Source organism: Campylobacter sp. 2352 PW, from assembly GCF_024723575.1.
GTDB lineage: Bacteria > Campylobacterota > Campylobacteria > Campylobacterales > Campylobacteraceae > Campylobacter_D.
Map to the genome: position 1 here is coordinate 72,183 of NZ_JANQCX010000007.1, position 21,692 is coordinate 93,874.

A 21,692-nucleotide genomic window follows, 5' to 3' on the forward strand; every position below is an offset into this window, starting at 1 on the left:
AAAATGCAAAAAATTAAATTCATAATGATATTTAGTGCATTTGTAGCTTTTTTTATTGGATGTTCTTCTAAAGAGCAATTAAACCCTTTAGGACGTTCTTTGGGTGATGTAAATGATATTGATCCTTTAAAAATAGGTAAAAATCCAACGCCACCTGCTAAGCAAAAAACACCAGCTTTAATAGAAGGTAAGCATTTTCCTGCTATACCGCTTGTACCACCAATAGTTACTACAAATACTTTTAAAGGGGATAATCCCATAAAAGGACCCTTGCCAAGGTTAACTTCGGATAATAAATTTACTTCAAATGCTTTGTATGAAAATTCAAGCATTGCGAGTGATTTTGTAACTATCATGAATCCAAATGGTGCTGCGCTAACTGTTTGGGCGTTAAATCCAGGCAATTGGATATGGGGTTATAATTTATTTGATAGCAAACCTTTTGGTGATGCAAGAGTGTGGCAACTCATTGAATTTCCTAATAATAAAGTCATGATTAAAAACGCAAAAACTAACACTTGTTTAAATGCTTATGGAAATGGCATTGTGCATTATCCTTGTGATCAAAGTAATTTTGCACAATATTGGGGTCTTTTTCCTATGAGTAATGGTGCTTATCAAATTCAAAATTATGCTACCCAACAATGCATACAAACAACGGTTGGAAATGTAATGGAGGAGTTTTATTTTAACTATTATAGTATTTATTTGACACCTTGTTTGAAATCAAAAGAAAAAAATTTAGATAGACAATGGAGTATAAGTGCGCCTGCTTTTCAAACAAGATCACCTTATGTTGAAGGAGGGGTATTTTGAAAAAGATAATATTTTTAATTTTAGGTTTTAATTTATTGTTTGGAGCTTTAGAAAATTATAATAGCGGCACTTGGAATTTACAAGGCTCATCAGCTTCTACTGAAAGTAAATGGAATATTAGTATTAGACAGCTTGTAACGGGTGCTAATCCTATGGATATATTAGCTGTTCAAGAAGCAGGAGTTTTACCAAGCACAGCTATAATGACTCCAAGACAAGTTCAGCCTGTGGGAGTTGGAATTCCAATTCATGAGTATGAGTGGAATTTGGGCTCATCAAGCCGTCCAAATTCTGTTTTTATATATTATTCAAGAGTTGATGTTGGAGCAAACCGTGTGAATATGGCTATAGTAAGTAGAGTGCAAGCTGATGAGGTTTTTGTTTTACCACCTCCAACTGTTGCCTCAAGACCTATTATAGGAATTCGCATAGGAAATGACGCGTTTTTTAGCATACATGCTTTAGCAAGTGGGGGTAATGATGGTGGAGCTATTGTGAGTGCTGTGGATCAATTTTTTAGAAATAGACCAGAGATTAATTGGATGATTTTGGGTGATTTTAATAGAGAATCAGGAGCTTTGGTTTCTTTGCTTGATCCAGATTTAATAGCACGTACACGAGTGATCCCTCCAAATACTAATACTCAAACTAGCGGAAGGATTATTGATTATGCTATCACAGGAAATTCCAATACAGCTTCTTTGTACAATCCACCGCCAATCATTGCTCTTTTGGCTGTAGCAGGACTTAGGACTTTTTTAGCTTCTGATCATTTTCCTGTGAATTTTAGAAGACCTTAGGAGTAAATGATGAAAAAAATTTGTATTTTATTTTTTATGGTTTTGAGTTTTTTAAGAGCTGAGGTTAGTTTAGATGAATTAGAAGATTTTACACCCATGTTTGCCATAAGATCTTTAGAAACAGGAATCTCACTAAGTCCTTTTAGGTATAGTTCTGAAATATTAGAAGAGCAAAATTGGTTTTTAAAAGAAATAATACTTAGCGATGAGTTAAAGGAAAAAGACAGGTATGCTGTGCAACGCCCTTTTGGTTATGTGCAGTTTATAAACCCTAGAGGTGCTGATGTGTGTTTGGCTGCTTTGGATGAAAAAACTTTTGGAACAAAATCTTGCAAGCAAGATTTACAAGATGGACAAATGCAAACGGTTTTTTCTATCATGCCTACTACAAGTTCTGCTGTGCAAATTAGGTCTTTAACGCATGGTGGGGTAAAATGTATGAGTACTTTTTATGAAGCACGCGTGCCTATAGAAAATCGCTTTGGCTTAGATGATTGTACTGTAAATCCTTCTGTACCTATAGAATTAAAAGAATTATTTTTCTTCACTCCTGCTATCGTTGAAGCAACTCCGCTTTATTAAATTAAACCTGCTTTTGCAGGTTTAAACTCTAAGTTAAAATTTGTTAAAATGTCTTTGAAAATTGATATAAGGTAGGTTAATGAAAACCTTTTTAGTTTGTGCTTTAGAGCCTTCAGCAAATTTGCATTTAAAAGAAGTTTTAAAAGCTTATAAAAATGAATATAAAGAATTTGATTTAGTGGGAATTTATGATGAGAATTTATGTGAAGAATTTAGTCTAAATTCCAAGCCACTTTATAGCTCACATGAGTTTAGCGCTATGGGTTTTATAGAGGTTTTGCCACTCATTTTAAAAGCCAAAAAAGCTATAAAAGAGCTAGTAAATTTAAGTCTTACTCAAAAAATTGATGCGATTTTATGTATAGATTCACCTGCTTTTAACATACCTTTTGCAAAGGCTTTAAAAAAAGCAAATTCCAAAGAAAAAAGAATTTATTATATTTTACCTCAAGTTTGGGCATGGAAAAAAGGTCGCATACCCATCATAGAAAGTCATTTTGATGTGTTAGCTTCTATCTTGCCTTTTGATAGTGAGTTTTTTAGCAAAAGCACTTATGTAGGTCATCCGCTTTTAGATGAGATAAAAGAATTTAAAAATCAAGAAGATATAAATTCTATACTTTCAAAAAATGATAATGAAAAAGCAATCGCTTTCTTGCCAGGTTCAAGAAAAAGTGAAATAAAGCGTTTAATGCCTATTTTTAGAGAATTAAGCACTAAATTTAAAGGTAAAAAAATCCTTTGTGTGCCTGAGTTTAATTTAAAAAGACTAGAAATTTACGGGGATGTGAGTAATTTTGAAATTCAAACTAACACCCCAAAAGTGCTTAAAAATGCTGATTTTGCTTTTATTTGTAGTGGCACAGCTACACTTGAAGCAGCTTTGGTCGGCACGCCTTTTGTGCTTGCTTATAAGGCTAAAGCTATTGATGTATTTATCGCAAGATGTTTTGTAAAACTCAAACATATAGGCCTTGCAAATATCTTTTTGGACTTTGCAGGAAAAAGCGAGCTTAATCCTGAATTTTTACAAGAGCAAGTGAATGTGGAAAATTTGTATCAAGCTTATCTTAAATACGATTATAAGGCATTTTTTGATAAAGTAGATTTTTTAAAAGAATATTTGCAATTTGCAAGTGCAAAAAATTTGGCTAAAATACTTTATGAAATCAAATAAGGATAAATCATGCAAAAAGAACCTATGAGTAAATATGGCTATGAGAAATTAGAAAAAGAATTAGAACATTTAAAAAAAGTTGAACGCCCAAAAGTAGTAGAAGAAATAGATATAGCAAGAAGCCATGGAGATTTAAAAGAAAATGCAGAATATCACGCGGCTAGAGAAAAACAAGCTTTTATAGAAGGTAAGATAGCTGAACTTGGGGATTTGATCTCAAGAGCGCAAATCATCGATCCATCTTCTTATGAGCATGATAGCGTGAAATTTGGCTCAACTGTTGTTGTAGAGGATTTAGAAAGTGAAAAGCAAAGCACTTATACTTTGGTAGGGGTAAATGAGGGAAATTTAGAAAAAGGCTATATTTCCATTAGTTCGCCTATTGCTAAAGCAATGCTTGGTAAAAAAGAGGGTGATGATTTTAAAGTGCGTTTACCAAAAGGCGAGAGTGAATTTGAAATCATTTCTATAGAATACAAAGCTTTGGAATTTTAATTTTTGCAAAAAATAATTATAAAAGAAAATGCTATTTTTATTGCCGATGCGCATGAAAATAAAAATAGGCGTGGTTTTTGGGAGTTTTTACAAGCCTTAAAAGATAAAAAAATTCAAGCCCCACAGCTTTTTTTAATGGGTGATATTTTTGATCTTTTAATTTATGAAGTAAAAGCTACTCATGGTTTTGCAAAAGCTTATATAGACTTACTTGAAGAGCTTACTGATGAGATTGAAATCATTTATTTAGAAGGTAATCATGATTTTAATTTAGCTAAATTTTTTAAAAAAGTGAAGGTTTTTAGTATAAAACAACAGCCTTTGCTTTGCGAATTTCAAGATAAAACCTTGGTAAAATTAGCCCATGGAGATATTTTTTTAAAACCTTTTTTGCAATTTTGCTTAAAAAGTTTGAGAAATCATTATTTACTACTTTTTTTAAATTTTTTAAATGTTACTAGTAAAGAAAAAATTACTCAAAAAATTTTAAAAAATCAAAATAAAAAACAACTTATTAGAAAAATTCCTCAATTTGCTACTTTAGTAAAAGAGCGTATAAAGCACTACAATGTAAAATTTATAATAGAAGGACATTATCATCAAGATGTATTTTTAGAATTTGAGGATACAAAATATTTAAATTTACCTACTTTTGCATACAAGGAAAGTTTTTTTGTAGTAAAATATGAACCAGAAATCAGATTTCACAAAATAGAACTTAAGGAGGCATAATGTTTGATGAGAATGTCGTTAAAACAGGTTCAAATGAAATGGAGCTTGTTGATTTTCGCATCTTTAAGCAAGGCCAAGATAAAGTCTATGAGGGAATTTATGGTGTAAATGTTTCTAAGGTTAGAGAAATCATAAAAATTCCTTTTTTGACTGAAATTCCAGGGGTGCCTGAGTATGTTGAAGGTATTTTTGATCTTCGTGGTGTGGTGATTCCTGTGATTAATCTAGCTAAATGGATGCAAATTCAAGAGCCAGAAATGACAAATATAAAACCTAGAGTTATTATTACTGAATTTAGTAATGTATTAATCGGTTTTATCGTACATGAGGCAAAAAGAATTCGTAGAATTAATTGGAAAAATATCGAGCCAGCTAATTTTGCTACAAGTGCAGGTAGCTTGGATAAAAGTAAAATAACAGGTGTAACTAGAATCGAGGGTGATGAGGTTTTACTTATCCTAGATTTAGAAAGTATAGTGCAAGAGCTTGGAATTTATACTCCACAAACTGATATTGAAGATGATAAGATTCAAAAAATTGAAGGTATAGCTTTAGCACTTGATGATAGTTCTACTGCAAGAAAACTTGTTAAAGATTTACTTAATAAAATCGGCTTAAAAGTTGTAGAAGCAAAAGATGGGGTTGAAGGTTTACAAAAACTTCAAGAACTATATGGGGCATATGGTGATGATTTAAATAAACATCTAAAAATCATTGTAAGTGATGTTGAAATGCCTCAAATGGATGGATTCCATTTTGCAGCTAAAGTAAGAGATGATGAGAGATTTAAAAATATTCCTATCGTGTTTAACTCTTCTTTATCAAATGAGTTTATGAGCGATAAAGGTGTTAAAGAAGCAGGTGGTGAGGGATATTTGGTTAAATTTAACGCAAGTGATTTCTTTGCTGAAATTTCTCGTGTTATTAAAAAACATGAAAAAGGTGAGGAGTAAAAATGGAAGATATTCAAGAAATACTTGAGGATTTTTTAGTTGAAGCCTTTGAACTAGTTGAGCAAATTGACCATGATCTGGTTGAATTAGAAGCAAATCCTGAAGACTTAGAACTATTAAATAGAATTTTCCGTGTCGCACATACTGTTAAAGGTTCATCAAGCTTTTTAAATTTTGATGTTTTAACAAAACTTACTCATCACATGGAAGATGTTTTAAATAAAGCAAGACACAATGAGCTTAAAATTACTCCTGAAGTAATGGATGTGGTTTTAGAGTCTATTGATATGATGAAAACCTTATTAAATTCTATTAGAGATAATGGAAATGATACAGCAATAGGGCTTGATATAGCTCCAATTTGTACAAGATTAACCGCTATTTCAGAGGGTGAAAGTTTAGAGTCTGTTGCACCGGCTAAAACTGAAGAGCCAAAAGAAGAAGTAAAAGAAGAGCCAAAGGCTGAAGAACCTGAAGTTGATGTAAATAAACTCAGTGATGATGAGGTTGAGGCTGAAATTGAAAGACTTTTAAAAGTAAGAAAAGCTGAAGACCAAGCAAGACGTGCTGAAAAGAAAAAAACACAAGAAGCTAATCCAGCTCCAAGTAAACCAGCTGTTCAAGCACAAAATGCAACTACTGAGAAAAAAGTTCCTGCAGCAGGTGGTGGAAGTAGTGGTGCAAATATGGATCAAACCATTAGGGTTGAAGTAAAAAGACTTGATCATTTGATGAACTTAATTGGTGAGCTTGTTCTTGGTAAAAACCGCTTATTAAAAATTTATGATGATGTTGAAGAAAGATATGATGGGGAAAAATTCTTAGAAGAATTAAACCAAGTAGTATCGCAACTTAGCATTGTTACTACAGATATTCAATTAGCAGTTATGAAAACAAGAATGCAGCCTATTGCAAAAGTTTTCAACAAATTCCCAAGAGTTGTACGTGATTTGGGTCGTGAACTTGGCAAGCAAATGGAGCTTGAAATTTCAGGGGAAGAAACTGAACTTGATAAGTCTATTGTGGAAGAAATTGGCGATCCTATTATGCATATGATTAGAAACTCGTGTGATCATGGTATAGAAGATCCAGCAACACGTGTGGCTAATGGTAAACCAGAAAAAGGAACCGTTAATCTTAAAGCATACAATGAAGGAAACCACATTGTAGTGGAAATTGCTGATGATGGTAAAGGGCTTGATGCGGATGCTTTAAAATCAAAAGCTATAGAGAAAAACTTAATCACAGAGCGCGAAGCTGATCAAATGAGCGATAAAGAAGCGTTTGCATTGATTTTCAAACCAGGTTTTTCAACTGCTGCTAAAATCACTAATGTTTCAGGTCGTGGTGTTGGAATGGACGTTGTTAAAACTAATATTGAAAAACTAAATGGTGTGATTGAGATTGACAGTGAACTTGGTAAAGGCACTGTGATGAAGCTTAAAATCCCACTTACTTTAGCAATTATTCAATCATTGCTTGTAGGTACACAAGAAGAGTTTTATGCTATTCCTCTTGCAAGTGTTCTTGAGACGGTTAGAGTGCCAATTGATGATATTTATACCATTGAAGGTAAAAACGTACTTCGCTTAAGAGATGAGGTTTTATCTTTAGTAAGACTTTCAGATGTATTTGGTGTAAAACAAGTGCTTGAAAATACTGATCAAACTTATGTAGTTGTTATAGGTGTAGCAGAAAGTAAGCTTGGTATTATAGTAGATACTTTAGTAGGTCAAGAAGAAATCGTTATTAAGTCTATGGGTGAATATTTACAAAACATCCAAGGTATAGCAGGAGCGACGATTCGTGGTGATGGTAGAGTTACTTTGATTATTGATGTTGCTGCTATGATGGATATAGCTAAAGAGATCAAAGTAGATATTAAAGCACAAATTGAAGCGCAAGCTAAAAAAGTTGTGAAAGAAAAACCAAGCGATTATACAGTACTTATAGTGGATGATTCTAAGATGGATAGAAATATCATGCAAAAATCGCTAGAACCACTAGGTGTGAGTATTATAGAAGCAACTAACGGCGTTGAGGCATTAAATACAATTAAATCAGGTGAGCATGATATTGATGCAGTGTTGATTGATATTGAAATGCCAAGAATGGATGGTTATACCTTAGCAGGTGAAATTAGAAAATATTCTAAATACAAAAACCTTCCACTTGTTGCGGTAACTTCAAGAACTAGTAAATCAGACCGTCTAAGAGGTGTGGAAGTAGGAATGACTGAGTATATTACTAAGCCTTACTCTCCAGAGTACTTAGAAAATGTAGTTAGAAAAAATTTAAAACTAGGATAAGAAGATGAATGATAAATTAAGCCAGGTTTTGCAAAAACAACAAGCGCAAATTGCAGAACCAGATGTGGATAAAGAAGAGGATATTATTCAGCTTGTTGGTTTTGTGGTAGGAGATGAGGAATATGCTATTCCTATTCTTAATATTCAAGAAATTATTAAACCTATAGAATATACTAGGGTTCCAAGTGTACCTGATTATGTTTTAGGTGTGTTTAATATGAGGGGTAATGTTATGCCTTTGATAGATCTTGCAAAAAGATTTAATCAAGGTAGTTCTAAAATGACACCTCAAACTAGATATATTGTTTTAAAAGGCGTAGCAAATGGAAATCAAACTCCTGCAGGTAATGCGGGTTTTGTGATAGATAGATTAACAGAGGCCATCAAAATTCACAGAAGCAGAATTGATCCGCCACCTGAAACTTTACTAAAAGAAAAAGGTATGATTTTTGGTATAGGTAAAAGAGAGGAAAATATTTTAACTATATTAAAAGCCGAAGCTTTATTAAAGCGTGAGTTTTAATGATAAAGCTTTGTGCCTTTGACTTTGACTCTACGCTAATGGATGGGGAAACCATCGATATTTTAGCACAAGAGTATAATGTCGGTGATGCTGTTAAAAGTATCACCGATAAAGCAATGAATGGTGAGCTTGATTTTTTTGAAAGCTTGAGTGCTAGAGTAGCCTTGCTTGAGGGAATGCCAGTTGATCAAGTAAGAAAGTGCTGTGAAAATTTACCTTTGATGAATGGTGCTAAAGAATTATGCGAGTATTTAAAAAATAAAAATATAAAAATTATTGTTTTTAGCGGTGGATTTCATGAGGGAATTGACTTAATACAAAATAAACTTCATTTTGATTTCGGTTTTGCTAACTTTTTGCATAGTAAAAACGGTGTTTTAACGGGAAAAGTTGGTGGAGAAATTATGTTTAACAACTCAAAAGGTATTATACTACAAAGACTTAAGAAATTTTTAAATTTAAAAACAGAAGAAATTATGTGTGTGGGCGATGGAGCTAATGATATTTCTATGTTTAAAGAATGTGGATTAAAAATAGCTTTTTGTGCCAAAGAAATTTTAAGATCTCATGCAGATATTTGTGTAGATAAAAAAGATTTAAAAGAAATAATAAAGGTAATACAATGAAAAAATTTTCACTATGGTGTGATTTTATAGAAAATGAATTTTTAGATCATGAATTTTTGGATTTAATATACTCAAGAATAATCAATGGTGCTACTTCAAATCCTGCTATTTTTAAAAATGCGATTTTAAACTCAGCTATCTATAAAGAAAAAATCAAAAAATCAAATCTCAAAGATAAAAAAGCCTTATATGAGTATCTTGCGATAGAAGATATAGCTAAGGCCGCAGATAAATTAGCTATTAATTATTATGAAAATAATGATGGTTTTATTAGTATTGAAATTGACCCAAGATTAAAAGATAATACTAGCTTATCTTTGGCTGAGGCAAAAAGATTATACACGCAAATTGCAAAAGAAAATGTGATGATGAAAATTCCTGCCACAGAAGCTTCTTATGAAGTAATGCAAGAATTAATGAAAAATGGTATTAGTGTAAATGCTACTTTGATTTTTGATTTTGAGCAAACTAAAAAATGCTTTGAAGCTTTAAATTTAGGTTTAAAAGAATTTAGAAAAAATAATACCGCAGTCAAAAAAGAGCCTCGAGCAGTTATTAGTATTTTTGTAAGCCGTTTTGATAGATTATTAAATAATCAAGTTTTAGATAAAAATTATATAGGAATTCTTACTGCAACAAAGGCTTATAATTATATCATTAAACAAAATGAAGCAAATATTAGAGCTTTATTTGCAAGTACGGGTGTTAAGGGTGATGATTTAGAAAAAGATTATTATATTAAAGAATTACTCTATGATAAAGCTATTAATACTGCACCACTAGATGCTATTAAGGCTTTTAAAGGTAAGCAAATCGTATTTAAAGAGCCTTTAAAAGATGAGTGTATAGAGAAAAAATTGAATGCAAATATTTCAAAAGATGCTTTAAGTAAAGCTTGTAAAGATTTGCTTGATGATGGTTTAGAGCAATTTTGCATAGCTTATGAAGATATTTTAAAATCTTTATAAACTTATTTAGCTATAATTAGCGTTTATTTTTTTAGAAAGGAAACAGATGTTAGAAGGTATCGTTAGAGAGAGTATCGGTAGAAAAGCTGCTAAAGCTTTAAAAAGAGATGGTTATCTAATCGCAAACATCTACGGAAAAGGATTAGAAAACATCAATGCTGCTTTTAAAGTAAATGAATTTATTAAAGAAGTACGCAAAAAAACTACTTTAGCTTTTGATGTAAAAGTAGCAGATAAAGTATTAAATGTTGTGGTAGTTGATTATCAAAAAGATCCTGTAACTGCAGAATTAAAACACGTAGATTTAAAAGTAGCACAAAAAGGTGTTATTTCTAAATATATGGTTCCTGTAAAAATCGTAGGAACAGCTATGGGTCTTAAAAATAAAGGTGTTTTAATCCAATCAAAAAGAAGATTAAAAGTAAAATGTGCAGCTGAAAACTTACCAAATTATTTTGAATTAGATGTAACCAAACTTGATGTTGGTGATGCACTTTTAATCCGCGATGTAGTTGTACCCGAGGGTGTAACTATGGTTGATGCTGATAGAGTAGCTGTAGTTGGCGTAGAAAAAGCAAGATAAAATGACCTTAGTCGTAGGACTTGGTAATATAGGAGAACAATACGCCCAAACCCGTCATAATGTAGGGTTTATGCTAATTGACTTAATTTTGAAAGACTTGCAAACAACAAAGCTTTCAAATACTAAATTTAAAGGAGAGCTTTTTAAAAGCTCTTCTACTCTTTTTTTAAAACCTTCCACTTATATGAATTTATCCGGAGAAAGCGTAAAAGCTGTTAGTGAATACTATAAATGCGATAGAATTATTGTAATCCATGATGATATAGATTTAAATTTAGGTGCTTTGAAATTTAAAATAGGTGGATCAAGTGGTGGGCATAATGGACTTAAAAGTATAGATAATCTTTGTGGTAATGCTTATGAGAGAGTACGTATAGGAGTAGGAAAAGGACAAGATGTAATTTCTCATGTTTTGGGGAAATTTAAGCAAGAAGAGCAAGAAAGTTTAACTAAGGTTTTAGAACATAGTAAAAAAGCCTTATTTGAGCTTTTAAATTCTGATATAGAAAAAATCGCTTCAAAATATTCTTTAAAAAGTTAAACGATGAGTATATTTTTTCGCTATATTTCATCTTTGTATTTAAAATCATTTTTTATTTTATTTTTTTCTTTGACTTTTTTCTTTGTAGCGATTGATTTTTTGCTCAATTTCAATAGGCTACCAAAAAGTGCAAATTTAGAGCTTTTATATATATTTTTCTTAACATGCTCAGCGGCTTCTTATATACTACCTTTAGCTATAGTCCTTGCTTTGGTTTTATGTATTTTTAATATGATACGCTCGAATGAATTTGTTAGCTTATATGCTTTGGGTTTAAGTAAAAATCAAGTGATTTTTTATCCTTTTTTATGGGCTATGTTTTTTTGTTGTGTTTATGTTGGACTTAATTTTAGCTCCTTTGCTTATGCAGATGAATATAAAAGTAATATTCTTAAGCGTGGCGTTGTAGATAGAGAGGGTGGGGAAGTTTTGATTAAATATAATGATAAATTTATTTATATACAAAAAACAAGTTCTCAAACCCTATATAATGTAAAAATCTTTGATGTAAAAAATTTAGACATTCAAAGCATAATCCATGCAAAAACTGCTAAATTTAATGGAGATTCTTGGGATTTAAATGATGCTAAAGCTACTAATGTACCACAAAATTTGATTGTTTCAAAAGAGGGTTTAAGTATAGAAGAATTTAAAAATATTAAAGGTTTAGAAGACTTTTCTCCAAAAATTTTAAAAAGAATTTCTTTAGTAGAGAGCAATCCTTCTTATTCTATTTTAGACGCACTAGAAAGTATGGTAATTTTTGCAAAACAAAATATTTCTACTAATACACTTAGAACAAGCTTGTATTCTTTAGTTCTTACACCATTTTTTGCACCATTTTTAATGCTTATTGTGTATTATTATTTCCCTTTAACAGCAAGATTTTTTAATCTCGCACTTTTAGCTTTTGTATTTTTTGTGTGCATACTTTTGGTTTGGGGCTTGTTGTTTTTATTAACAAGATTGAGTGAAAATGAAATTTTACTTCCAGAGCTTGGTATAATGTTACCAGTATTTATTTTAATGAGTATAGGAAGTTTTTATTATTTTAAACACAAATAACTACAAGTGAGGTTTTTATGGATTATTTAAAACTAGCAAAAGAATATAACACACCATTTTATATTTATGATTTTGATAAAATCAAAGAACGCTTTACAATGTTAAAAGATGCTTTTAAAGCAAGAAAATCACAAATTTTTTATGCAGTTAAAGCAAATTCTAATTTAAGTGTTTTAAAACTTTTAGCTTCTTTAGATAGTGGGTTTGATTGTGTTAGTGCGGGTGAGATTTATAGAGCTTTAAAAGCAGGGGCTAAAAATTATAAAATTATTTTTAGTGGGGTAGGTAAAAGTGCTGATGAGTTAAAATATGCTTTAGAGCAAAACATACTTTATGTAAATTTAGAAAGCTATGAAGAAATGCTTCTTTTAGAACAAATTGCTAAAGAAAGTCAAAAGATAGCTCGTATAAGCATAAGAGTAAATCCAAATGTAGACGCTAAAACACATCCTTACATTTCTACAGGTTTGCATGAAAATAAATTTGGCGTAGATATAGAAAGTGCTAAAAAAATGTATCTTTATGCTAAAAACTCACAATTTTTAGAGCCAGTTGGTGTGCATTTTCACATAGGCTCGCAAATTCTTGATATAAGCAGTATTCATGAAGCTTCTGCGATTGTTGCAAAATTAGTAAAAGAACTTTTGGCTTTAAAAATTAATATTAAATTCTTTGATATAGGTGGGGGTTTAGGGGTTTGTTATAAAGATGAGCAAGAACCAAATTTATATGATTATGCTCAAGGAATTTTAGCAAGTTTACAAGGTCTTGATGTGTGTATAGGTATGGAACCTGGTAGATTTTTAGTGGCAAATGCAGGTGAGTTTGTTACTAAAGTTTTATATGAAAAATTTAATGATAAAAAGCGTTTTGTGATTGTTGATGGGGCGATGAATGATTTATTACGTCCAAGTTTATATAGTGCTTATCATGAAATTAAGCTTTTGGGTGAAAATAAAGAAGAGAGCCTTTGTGATATTGTTGGTGGGGTTTGTGAGAGTGGAGATTTTTTAGCTAAAGATAGAAAACTAGCTAAGACAAAAGCAGGAGATTTGATCATAGTTAAAAGTGCAGGTGCGTATGGTTTTAGCATGAGTAGCAATTATAATACTCGCAATAGAGTATGTGAGCTAGCTTGTGAAAACGGCACAGTAAGAATGATTAGAAAAAGAGAAAGTTATGAGGATCAAATTGCTTTAGAGCTTGATTTTTTAAAGGATTGAAATGTTATTTTTAGATGTACAAGGGACTTTGATTTCAGATCATGATAAAAGTCCTATAGATGGTGCTTTAGAACTCATTAAATCTTTAAATAAAGAAAAAATTCCTTATGTGATTATTACCAATAATACCAAAAAATTAGATTTTTTAAATTATTTGCAAAATTTGGGTTTTGAAATTAATGAAAAAGTTTATATTGATCCTTTTTGTGTTTTAAAAGATCATTTAAAGCCTTGTAAAATAGTAGCTTTTGGAGCAAAAGAATTTTTAGATTCACTTCAAGAGTTAGGCTATGAGCTTGATTATAAAAACCCAAAAGCATTTTTACTAGCAAGTTATGATGATTTTAAATTTCAAGATTTTGCTAGTATGATAGAGTATCTTAAAAATGGTGTGCAAGCTATAGCAATGCATGAAAGTAGTATTTATAAGAAAAACTCAAGGCTTTACCCAGGTGTTGGAAGTATTATGTCTATGCTTAAAAATGCATGCGAGTTTGATTATAAAGTAATAGGAAAACCTAGTAAGGCTTTTTATGAAAGTGCTTTAAATTTATTAAAACAGCAAGATTGTAATGTAAGTTTTGAAAAGACTTTAATCATTAGTGATGATTTTAAAGGCGATTTGCTTGGTGCTTATGAGCTTGGCATGCAAACAGCCTTAGTTTTAAGCGGTAAAATTTCTAACACTCAAGGTCTTGATACAACTAAACTTAATTTTGTATATGATAGCATTAAGGATTACTACATATCGAGGTTTAAATGAAAGAGATAGAAAAATTACGCAATAAAATCGATACTATCGATGATAAAATTTTGGCTTTGCTTAATGAAAGAATGCTTCATGTTAAAGATATAGGAGTTATTAAGCAAAATTTAGGTGGAAGTATTTATAGACCTGAGCGTGAAAGAGCTATTATAAATAGACTTAAAAATTATAATCATGGTTTATTAGATCAAAATGCAATCGAAGCAATTTATCAAGAAATTTTTGCTGTATCAAGAAATTTAGAAATGCCTCAAAGTATAGCTTATTTAGGACCTGAGGGAAGCTATACGCATCAAGTAGCAAGAACGCGTTTTGGTGCTATGAGTCGTTATACTCCACTTGCAAATATAGAAGATGTTTTTAAAGAATTAGCTCACAAAGAAGCAAAATATGGAGTAGTACCTATAGAAAATAATACAGCAGGTGCAGTGGGTGTGACGCTTGATTGTCTTGGAAAATATGAAGATGTAAAGATTTTTGCTGAAATTTATATGGATATTCATCATTCTTTTGTAAGTATGAGTGAAAATTTAAAAGATATTAAACGCATATATTCTCATCCACAAGGCTATAATCAATGTAGAAATTTTTTAGAAAGTCATGATTTAAGTGAAGTAGAATTTGTAGCAAGCAAATCCACAGCTCATGCAGCTTATTTAGCTTCGCAAGATGTTACTTCAGCTGCGATTTGCTCTAAGATTGCAGCAAAACTTTATAATGTGCCTATATTATTTGAAACGATTGAGGATAATTTGGCAAATCGCACTAGGTTTTTGATTTTAAGTGATATAAAAATACCTCAAATGCCTCATTGTAAAACTTCTATTTTAGCACTTGCTGCACATAAACCAGGTGGGCTTAGTGATTTATTATATGAGTTTAAAAAAGAGGGGATAAATTTAACAAAACTTGAATCACGCCCTATAAAAACAAGAGAATTTGTACATAGTTTTTATATAGATTTTGAAGGACATATTGATGATGAAAATGTCCAAAGAGTATTAAAAAAAGCTGAGCATATAAAATGGCTTGGATCGTATTTATCAGGAGAAAGTAATGAAATTTAATCCTTTTTTAGAAGCTATTAAAACTTATGAAAGTGGCAAGGATATGGATTTAATTGCTAAAGAATATGGTTTAAAAGAAGTTATTAAACTAGCGAGTAATGAAAATCCTTATGGTACAAGCAAAAAAGCTAAAGAAGCCATTATAAATAATGCGCATTTAGCTCATTTGTATCCTGATGATACTATGAGTGAATTAAAACAAGCTTTAGCACAAAAATATGATATCTTAAAAGAAAATCTCATCATAGGTAGTGGGAGTGATCAAATCATAGAATATATAGTGCATGCAAAACTTGATCATTCTAAGGCTTATTTGCAATGCGGGGTTAGCTTTGCTATGTATGAAATTTATGCAAAACAACTAGGAGTTAAGGTTTATAAAACCCCAAGCTTAACCCATGATTTAAATGAGTTGTATGAGTTATATCAAAAGCATAAAAATAAAATCAAAGTAATTTTTTTATGCTTGCCTAATAATCCTTTAGGTGAGTGTTTAGACGCAAGTGAGGTTTTTGAGTTTTTAGAAAAAATTGATGAGGATTGTTTGGTAGCCATTGATGGAGCTTATAATGAATTTGCTTCATTTAAAGATAGCAAAAAACATATCAATCCTAAGGAATTAATCCATAAATTTCAAAATACAGTATATCTAGGAACCTTTTCTAAGCTTTATGGTTTGGGTGGCATGAGAGTAGGTTATGGTATAGCTTGCAAGGAAATTATCAATGCGTTTTATAAATTAAGAGCACCTTTTAATGTGACTAATTTGAGTTTAAAAGCTGCTGTTGCTGCATTAGATGATGATGAGTTTGTGCAAAAAACTTTGGAAAATAATTTTTCACAAATGAAACTTTATGAAGATTTTGCTAAAAATTATAAAATTCGATACATTCCAAGCTATACAAATTTTATTACTTATTTTTTTGATGAAAAAAATAGCACAGATTTATCTGAAAAATTGCTTAAAAACGGTATAATAATAAGAAATTTACAAAGTTATGGTTTAAATGCTGTGCGTATAAGTATAGGTACAGAGTATGAAAATTCAAGGTTTTTTGAAGAGTTTTCTAAAAATTTTTAGTTTGTAGGAAATAAATGGATTATAAAACTATACTGCACCAAGTAGGTCAGCTTTATCAAAATTTAAGTTTAAGACAGCGTATTATCATTGCTGCTTCTATTGTTGTTGTAGTTGGATTTTTAGTATTTTTAACCCTTTTTAGAAGTGGTTCTACAGTAGCTAGTGAGGCTGGATATTCAGTATTGTTTGAAAATGCTAATACTAGTGATTCAGCGATGATAGTAACGCAACTTGAAAAAAGCGGGGTTCCTTATATTTTGCGTGATGAGGGAACTATTTTAGTACCTAATGAACAAGTGTATAAACAGCGTTTGGCTATTGCTTCTGCAGGGTTATTGCCAAAAGATAATAAAGTAGGTTTTGAGCTTTTTGATAAACAAGAATTTGGCGCAACAGAAGCTGAGCAAAAGGTAAAATACCAAAGAGCATTAGAAGGTGAACTTGCTAGAACAATTGAAAGTTTAGAGCCTATTCATAGCGCCACAGTGCATATTGCTTTTGCTAAAGATACACTTTTTACTCAACAACAAGTCCCACCAACTGCTTCAGTAGCTTTGACGATAAAAGAAGGCTTAAAGCTTAATAAAAAGCAAATTATGGGGATTAAAAACTTAATTGCTTCTTCAGTGACAAAACTTACCCCTGAAAATGTAAAAATCATGGATCAAAAAGGTATTCCTTTAGATGATGAGGGTGCTTTTGAAAGTGATTTAATTGCTGCTCAAATTAAATATAAAAGAGATCAAGAATATGAATTAGAGCAAAAAATTGTTGCTTCTATTGCTCCATTTGCAGGTGGCTATGATAGGGTAGTAGCAAAGGTTAGTATTGATTATGATTTTTCTAAAGAAGAATCACAAAGTGAAGTATATGATCCAAATACCGTTGTGCGTAGTGAGCAAACCTTGGAAGAGCATAGAGAAGGCTATAAAGATAAAGAAATTCAAGGTGTACCAGGTGCTGTTTCAAACATCGGTCCTGTGGAAGGTTTGGATGATAAAGGTGCGCGCGAGGTTTATACTAAAAATCAAACTACAACTAATAATGAAATTTCTAAAAAAATTACCAACACCACTAAGCAATTTGCAACCATTAAAAGAATTTCTGCAGCTGTTGTGGTAGATGGAAAGTATAAAGTAATTACTGATGATCAGGGAAATATTACTAATGAATATATTCCTTTGAGTGATAAAGAAATTAAAGCGATTGAAAATCTTACTAAAGGTGCCATAGGATTTAATCTTGCTAGAGGTGATGCGGTTGAAGTAAATAATTTGGAATTTCATAGAACAGCTAAAGTTGAAAATAAGGTTCAAACTTTTTATTCAAGATTTGTTGAGCCTTTTATTCCACCTGTTAAGTATGTATTTGCCGCGATTTTGCTTTTTATCTTTTACAAAAAAGTTATTGTGCCATTTTCTCAAAAAATGCTTGCAGATATTAAGCTTGAAGAAGAGATGGAAGGAAAAGACGGGCAAATCATTGACGAGGCTGAAGATGCTATTGAAAAATTCAACGCAGCACGTAAGAAAGTTGAAGAACAACTTGGCTTTGGGGATAATTTTGATGAAGATGCGCTTCAATATGATGTCTTGCTCGAAAAATTAAGAGCAGTGGCTAATGAAAAAGGTGAAGAAGTGGCATTATTGTTACAAAAACTTGTTGAAAATGAAGCTGAATTTGGTGAGAAGGATATCTGATGATAAAGCTTAGTGAAGAACAAAAAATGGTCTATGATGACCTTTCTATGCCAGAAAAGGTCGCAATTTTTTTAATTCAACTTGGAGAAGATGTAACGACAGTTTTATTTTCTCATATGGATATTAATGTCATCACTGAAATTTCTCGCTATATCGCTTTAGCAAAAAATGTTGACAAACCAGTTGCTACTGCAGTTTTAGAAGAATTTTATACTTTATTACAATCAAACCAATATCTAAAAAGTGGCGGTTTGGAATATGCAAAAGAAATTTTATTTAGAACTTTTGGTCCTGAAATTGCCAATAAAATTTTGGAAAAACTTACCAAAAGTATGGAAAATAACCAAAATTTTGCTTATCTTTCTCAAATCAAACCACAACAGCTTGCTGACTTTATCATTAAAGAGCACCCTCAAACTATAGCTTTGATTTTAGCTCATATGGATACTACTCAAGCTGCTGAAACTTTGGAGTATTTTAGTGATGAATTAAGGGCTGAGGTTGTAATAAGAATGGCAAATCTTGGGGATATTTCACCTTCAATTATCAAAAGAGTATCTGCTGTACTTGAAAGTAAACTTGAAAGTCTTACTTCTTATAAAGTTGAAGTGGGTGGTCCAAGAGCGGTTGCTGAAGTGCTTAATCGCTTGGGTCAAAAAGCATCCAAAACAACACTTTCTTATATTGAGCAAAGTGATGAAAAACTTGCTACAACCATTAAAGATTTAATGTTTACTTTTGATGATATTTCTCAGCTTAGTACTAATGCGATTAGAGAAGTTTTAAAAGCTGCTGATAAACGTGATTTGATGATAGGTTTAAAGGGTGCAAGTGAGGATTTAAAACAAAAATTTATGGCAAATATGTCAACGCGTGCTGCTGAAGCTTTTGTAGAAGAAATGGGCTTTTTGGGTGCTGTACGTGTAAAAGATGTTGAAGAGGCTCAAAGAAAAGTTGTAGAAGTGGTGCAAAAACTTGCAGAACAAGGTCTTATCCAAGTGGGTGAGGCCGATGAGATGATAGAGTAAGATTATGGCTAAATTAACTAATGTAATTTCACCTGAAAACATTTCTGCTCATGTAGTTGAGGGATATCATTTTAAAGTTATGAGTGAAATGTTTTCTAATGAAGAGCAAAAACAAGAAGAAACTCAAACTATAAATCAAACTCCTCTGGCTCAAAATGCTACTCAGCAAGCAGTGGAAAATCAAACAGTAGAAACTACCCCACAAGTCCCACAACCACAAATCCAACCTGACTTTGTAGAAGATTTGCTTAAAAAAACTGATGAAATGTCAGGAAATATTATTAAATTACAAATGCAAATAGAAAGCCAAGAGGCTGAATTTAACAATCGCTTAAATACAGAATTAGAACATGCAAAAGAAAAATTTACCAAAGAAGGTTATGAGCAAGCTCAAAAAAATTTTGAAAGTGAATTAGAAGCTTTAAAAGAAAAATACTTAAAAAGTGTAGAAAAACTTGAAAATACAGTGCAAAATTTAAATGAGTTTTTATCTAAAAATGAAAAAGAATTAGCCGATACAGCTGTAATTATCGCAAAAGAAGTGATTGCAAAAGAACTTGAGGAAAATTCCTCACTTATAGCATTAAATTTAGCAAAAGAGCTTATGAATGAGCTTAAAAATGCTACTAAAATAGAATTAAAACTTAGCCCTGATGATTTTGAATATGTAAAATCACATTTAGAACAAGAGCAAAGTAATATCAAATTTAGTCTTGATGATGCGATTAATAAGGGGAGTATTTTAATATTAAGTGATGCAGGCAATATAGAATCAAACCTTAATAATCGTTTGCAAAAAATCAAAAATATGGTTAATGAATGATAGACTTAAATAACTTAAATATTAAAAATATGCAAATTAAAGAGTTAGAAAATTTAGCTAACAATTTGCGTGAAGTTATTATAGACACAGTGAGTAAAAATGGTGGACATTTAAGTTCAAATTTAGGTGTAGTTGAGCTTAGTATAGCCATGCATTATGTTTTTGATGTAAAAAAAGATCCTTTTATTTTTGATGTTTCACACCAATCTTATCCACACAAGCTTTTAAGTGGTAAAATAAATAATTTTCAAACTCTAAGGCAATTTAATGGTTTAAGTGGTTATACAAAGCCTGATGAGGGAGATTATTTTGTAGCAGGACATTCAAGCACTTCTATATCTTTAGCAGTTGGAGCTTGCAAGGCTATAAGATTAAAAAACGAAGATCGTTTACCTGTTGTATTAATAGGCGATGGAGCGCTAAGTGCAGGTATGGCTTATGAAGCTTTAAATGAACTTGGTGATAGAGAATACCCTTGTGTGATCATTTTAAATGATAATGAAATGAGTATATCAAGGCCAATTGGAGCTATTTCAAAATACCTTTCTCAGGCAATGGCAACGCAGTTTTATCAAAAATTTAAAAAACGCATAGAAAATCTTTTAGAATACTTTCCTCAAGGCGCTTCTTATATGGCAAAGCGTTTTGAAGAGGGTTTAAGGCTTATCACACCTGGACTTTTGTTTGAGGAATTAGGGCTTGAGTATATTGGTCCCATTGATGGACATAATTTAAATGAGGTTATTAATGCGCTCAATCAAGCAAAAGCTATGAAAAAACCTTGCGTTGTGCATGCGCAAACTATCAAAGGTAAAGGTTATACATTAGCCGAGGGAAAAAATGCTAAATGGCATGGAGTAGGTGCTTTTGATAGAAGTAGCGGGGAGAGTTTAAAGGCAAATATAAGCAAAAAAAGCGCCACAGAAATTTTTTCAAATACCCTATTGAATTTAGCTCAAAAATATGAAAATATAGTGGGTGTAACTGCTGCTATGCCAAGTGGTACTGGACTTGATAAATTAATAGAAAAATATCCTGAACGTTTTTGGGATGTCGCAATTGCAGAACAACATGCAGTTACTTCTATGGCTGCTATGGCAAAAGAAGGTTTTAAACCTTTTATAGCAATTTATAGCACTTTTATGCAAAGAGCTTATGATCAAGTAATTCATGATTGTGCTATTATGAATTTAAATGTAGTTATAGCTATGGATAGAGCAGGAATTGTAGGAGAAGATGGAGAAACTCATCAAGGTGTTTTTGATGTTAGCTTTTTAAGTGCTATACCAAATATTACTCTAGCAGCTCCAAGAGATGAGGCTATGATGGAAAATATTATGGAATATGCATATTTTCATCAAGGAGTTTTTGCTTTTCGCTATCCTAGGGGTAATTTTTTATTAAATGATGATTTTAATCCATGTGAGATAAAACTTGCTAAAGCTCAAATTTTATCTAAAGTACAAAGCGATAAAGTATTTTTAGGTTTTGGTCAAGGTGTGGCTAAGGCAAAATTAGCTTTAGATAAACTTGGACTAGATTATGCGAGCTTAATAGATTTGATTTTTGCAAAGCCTTTAGATGAAGAGCTTTTAAAAGAGTTGGCAAAAGATACAAAAACTTGGTTTGTTTTTTCAGATAGTGCTAAAATAGGTGGAGTGGGAAGTTTGATTGCAAATTTTTTACAAAAAGAAAATCTTTATCATATAAAACTAGTAAGTTTTGAATTTGAAGATCAATTTATAGCCCATGGCAAAACAAGTGAAGTGGAAAAATTTTTAGAGCTTGATATTGATTCATTGTGTCAAAAAGTTAAAATTTATTAAAAGATAAA

The 21,692-nt window shown here is 31.4% G+C and carries 22 protein-coding genes; all 22 read left to right on the forward strand.

Translation table 11 applies throughout. From position 1 onward, the window contains the following. Positions 1 to 3 precede the first annotated feature (3 nt). The 22 genes from CAMP5121_RS05400 (at position 4) to dxs (ending at position 21,684) form a co-directional block, all read left to right on the forward strand. Positions 4 to 816 (forward strand): cytolethal distending toxin subunit A/C, encoded by an 813-nt coding sequence (locus CAMP5121_RS05400; RefSeq protein ID WP_337214993.1) that lies wholly within the window; start codon positions 4 to 6, stop codon positions 814 to 816. Next, the gene (locus CAMP5121_RS05405) at positions 813 to 1,616 is read left to right on the forward strand and encodes a cytolethal distending toxin subunit B family protein (protein ID WP_337214994.1); all 804 of its coding nucleotides are present in this window, start codon (positions 813 to 815) and stop codon (positions 1,614 to 1,616) included. Before CAMP5121_RS05400 ends, CAMP5121_RS05405 begins: the two co-directional genes overlap by 4 nt. 9 nt (positions 1,617 to 1,625) lie before the next feature. Next, the gene (locus CAMP5121_RS05410) at positions 1,626 to 2,198 is read left to right on the forward strand and encodes a cytolethal distending toxin subunit A (protein ID WP_337214995.1); all 573 of its coding nucleotides are present in this window, start codon (positions 1,626 to 1,628) and stop codon (positions 2,196 to 2,198) included. 79 nt (positions 2,199 to 2,277) lie between these two features. Continuing rightward, positions 2,278 to 3,375 carry a lipid-A-disaccharide synthase gene (gene lpxB, locus CAMP5121_RS05415; RefSeq protein ID WP_337214996.1) on the forward strand — a complete coding sequence of 366 codons (1,098 nt, stop codon included), beginning with the start codon at positions 2,278 to 2,280 and terminating at the stop codon, positions 3,373 to 3,375. A 9-nt stretch (positions 3,376 to 3,384) separates the two neighbouring features. Next, positions 3,385 to 3,870: a transcription elongation factor GreA gene (gene greA, locus CAMP5121_RS05420; RefSeq protein WP_039619215.1), complete on the forward strand. Its 486-nt coding sequence runs from the start codon at positions 3,385 to 3,387 to the stop codon at positions 3,868 to 3,870. 3 nt (positions 3,871 to 3,873) lie between these two features. Further along, the gene (locus CAMP5121_RS05425) at positions 3,874 to 4,602 is read left to right on the forward strand and encodes a UDP-2,3-diacylglucosamine diphosphatase (protein ID WP_337214997.1); all 729 of its coding nucleotides are present in this window, start codon (positions 3,874 to 3,876) and stop codon (positions 4,600 to 4,602) included. Beyond that, complete coding sequence (locus CAMP5121_RS05430; RefSeq protein WP_337214998.1) at positions 4,602 to 5,555, forward strand: chemotaxis protein; 954 nt, start codon at positions 4,602 to 4,604, stop codon at positions 5,553 to 5,555. Before CAMP5121_RS05425 ends, CAMP5121_RS05430 begins: the two co-directional genes overlap by 1 nt. A 2-nt stretch (positions 5,556 to 5,557) precedes the next feature. Then, positions 5,558 to 7,864 carry a hybrid sensor histidine kinase/response regulator gene (locus CAMP5121_RS05435; RefSeq protein WP_337214999.1) on the forward strand — a complete coding sequence of 769 codons (2,307 nt, stop codon included), beginning with the start codon at positions 5,558 to 5,560 and terminating at the stop codon, positions 7,862 to 7,864. A gap of 4 nt (positions 7,865 to 7,868) precedes the next feature. Next, entirely contained in the window at positions 7,869 to 8,387 is a 519-nt protein-coding gene (locus CAMP5121_RS05440) for a chemotaxis protein CheW (protein WP_039668837.1), read from the forward strand. After that, complete coding sequence (serB, locus tag CAMP5121_RS05445) at positions 8,387 to 9,013, forward strand: phosphoserine phosphatase SerB (protein ID WP_263706718.1); 627 nt, start codon at positions 8,387 to 8,389, stop codon at positions 9,011 to 9,013. The genes CAMP5121_RS05440 and serB overlap by 1 nt, the downstream gene beginning before the upstream one ends. After that, positions 9,010 to 9,981 (forward strand): transaldolase, encoded by a 972-nt coding sequence (locus CAMP5121_RS05450; RefSeq protein WP_337215000.1) that lies wholly within the window; start codon positions 9,010 to 9,012, stop codon positions 9,979 to 9,981. Before serB ends, CAMP5121_RS05450 begins: the two co-directional genes overlap by 4 nt. A 46-nt stretch (positions 9,982 to 10,027) precedes the next feature. Then, positions 10,028 to 10,564 (forward strand): 50S ribosomal protein L25/general stress protein Ctc, encoded by a 537-nt coding sequence (locus CAMP5121_RS05455; RefSeq protein WP_133319540.1) that lies wholly within the window; start codon positions 10,028 to 10,030, stop codon positions 10,562 to 10,564. A 1-nt stretch (position 10,565) separates the two neighbouring features. After that, a complete protein-coding gene (pth, locus tag CAMP5121_RS05460) occupies positions 10,566 to 11,105 on the forward strand; it encodes an aminoacyl-tRNA hydrolase (protein ID WP_263736585.1) in 540 nt (179 codons plus the stop codon). Between the two features lie 3 nt (positions 11,106 to 11,108). Next, positions 11,109 to 12,170, forward strand: coding sequence for an LptF/LptG family permease (locus CAMP5121_RS05465; protein ID WP_337215001.1), 1,062 nt, complete (start codon positions 11,109 to 11,111; stop codon positions 12,168 to 12,170). Between the two features lie 17 nt (positions 12,171 to 12,187). After that, a complete protein-coding gene (gene lysA / locus CAMP5121_RS05470; protein ID WP_337215002.1) occupies positions 12,188 to 13,393 on the forward strand; it encodes a diaminopimelate decarboxylase in 1,206 nt (401 codons plus the stop codon). 1 nt (position 13,394) lies between these two features. Then, positions 13,395 to 14,156: an HAD-IIA family hydrolase gene (locus CAMP5121_RS05475; protein ID WP_337215003.1), complete on the forward strand. Its 762-nt coding sequence runs from the start codon at positions 13,395 to 13,397 to the stop codon at positions 14,154 to 14,156. After that, positions 14,153 to 15,226 carry a prephenate dehydratase gene (gene pheA, locus CAMP5121_RS05480; RefSeq protein ID WP_070255253.1) on the forward strand — a complete coding sequence of 358 codons (1,074 nt, stop codon included), beginning with the start codon at positions 14,153 to 14,155 and terminating at the stop codon, positions 15,224 to 15,226. The genes CAMP5121_RS05475 and pheA overlap by 4 nt, the downstream gene beginning before the upstream one ends. Next, a complete protein-coding gene (gene hisC / locus CAMP5121_RS05485; protein WP_337215004.1) occupies positions 15,216 to 16,307 on the forward strand; it encodes a histidinol-phosphate transaminase in 1,092 nt (363 codons plus the stop codon). Before pheA ends, hisC begins: the two co-directional genes overlap by 11 nt. A 14-nt stretch (positions 16,308 to 16,321) precedes the next feature. After that, on the forward strand, positions 16,322 to 18,007 hold the full coding sequence (gene fliF, locus CAMP5121_RS05490) for a flagellar basal-body MS-ring/collar protein FliF (protein WP_337215005.1): 1,686 nt from the start codon (positions 16,322 to 16,324) through the stop codon (positions 18,005 to 18,007). Beyond that, a complete protein-coding gene (fliG, locus tag CAMP5121_RS05495) occupies positions 18,007 to 19,035 on the forward strand; it encodes a flagellar motor switch protein FliG (protein WP_012662055.1) in 1,029 nt (342 codons plus the stop codon). The genes fliF and fliG overlap by 1 nt, the downstream gene beginning before the upstream one ends. A gap of 4 nt (positions 19,036 to 19,039) precedes the next feature. Then, positions 19,040 to 19,858, forward strand: a complete 819-nt coding sequence (gene fliH / locus CAMP5121_RS05500) for a flagellar assembly protein FliH (RefSeq protein WP_337215006.1) — start codon at positions 19,040 to 19,042, stop codon at positions 19,856 to 19,858. After that, a complete protein-coding gene (gene dxs, locus CAMP5121_RS05505) occupies positions 19,855 to 21,684 on the forward strand; it encodes a 1-deoxy-D-xylulose-5-phosphate synthase (RefSeq protein WP_337215007.1) in 1,830 nt (609 codons plus the stop codon). Before fliH ends, dxs begins: the two co-directional genes overlap by 4 nt. Positions 21,685 to 21,692: the final 8 nt, after the last annotated feature.

Excerpts from the sequence above, each read along its gene's own strand:
- CAMP5121_RS05400 (WP_337214993.1), top strand. The coding sequence starts at position 4 with ATGCAAAAAATTAAATTCATAATGATATTTAGTGCATTTGTAGCTTTT.
- fliG (WP_012662055.1), top strand. The coding sequence starts at position 18,007 with ATGATAAAGCTTAGTGAAGAACAAAAAATGGTCTATGATGACCTTTCT.
- hisC (WP_337215004.1), top strand. The coding sequence starts at position 15,216 with ATGAAATTTAATCCTTTTTTAGAAGCTATTAAAACTTATGAAAGTGGC.
- pth (WP_263736585.1), top strand. The coding sequence starts at position 10,566 with ATGACCTTAGTCGTAGGACTTGGTAATATAGGAGAACAATACGCCCAA.
- CAMP5121_RS05475 (WP_337215003.1), top strand. The coding sequence starts at position 13,395 with ATGTTATTTTTAGATGTACAAGGGACTTTGATTTCAGATCATGATAAA.
- fliH (WP_337215006.1), top strand. The coding sequence starts at position 19,040 with ATGGCTAAATTAACTAATGTAATTTCACCTGAAAACATTTCTGCTCAT.
- dxs (WP_337215007.1), top strand. The coding sequence starts at position 19,855 with ATGATAGACTTAAATAACTTAAATATTAAAAATATGCAAATTAAAGAG.
- fliF (WP_337215005.1), top strand. The coding sequence starts at position 16,322 with ATGGATTATAAAACTATACTGCACCAAGTAGGTCAGCTTTATCAAAAT.
- greA (WP_039619215.1), top strand. The coding sequence starts at position 3,385 with ATGCAAAAAGAACCTATGAGTAAATATGGCTATGAGAAATTAGAAAAA.
- serB (WP_263706718.1), top strand. The coding sequence starts at position 8,387 with ATGATAAAGCTTTGTGCCTTTGACTTTGACTCTACGCTAATGGATGGG.
- CAMP5121_RS05465 (WP_337215001.1), top strand. The coding sequence starts at position 11,109 with ATGAGTATATTTTTTCGCTATATTTCATCTTTGTATTTAAAATCATTT.
- CAMP5121_RS05455 (WP_133319540.1), top strand. The coding sequence starts at position 10,028 with ATGTTAGAAGGTATCGTTAGAGAGAGTATCGGTAGAAAAGCTGCTAAA.
- lysA (WP_337215002.1), top strand. The coding sequence starts at position 12,188 with ATGGATTATTTAAAACTAGCAAAAGAATATAACACACCATTTTATATT.
- CAMP5121_RS05450 (WP_337215000.1), top strand. The coding sequence starts at position 9,010 with ATGAAAAAATTTTCACTATGGTGTGATTTTATAGAAAATGAATTTTTA.
- CAMP5121_RS05430 (WP_337214998.1), top strand. The coding sequence starts at position 4,602 with ATGTTTGATGAGAATGTCGTTAAAACAGGTTCAAATGAAATGGAGCTT.
- pheA (WP_070255253.1), top strand. The coding sequence starts at position 14,153 with ATGAAAGAGATAGAAAAATTACGCAATAAAATCGATACTATCGATGAT.
- lpxB (WP_337214996.1), top strand. The coding sequence starts at position 2,278 with ATGAAAACCTTTTTAGTTTGTGCTTTAGAGCCTTCAGCAAATTTGCAT.
- CAMP5121_RS05410 (WP_337214995.1), top strand. The coding sequence starts at position 1,626 with ATGAAAAAAATTTGTATTTTATTTTTTATGGTTTTGAGTTTTTTAAGA.
- CAMP5121_RS05435 (WP_337214999.1), top strand. The coding sequence starts at position 5,558 with ATGGAAGATATTCAAGAAATACTTGAGGATTTTTTAGTTGAAGCCTTT.
- CAMP5121_RS05440 (WP_039668837.1), top strand. The coding sequence starts at position 7,869 with ATGAATGATAAATTAAGCCAGGTTTTGCAAAAACAACAAGCGCAAATT.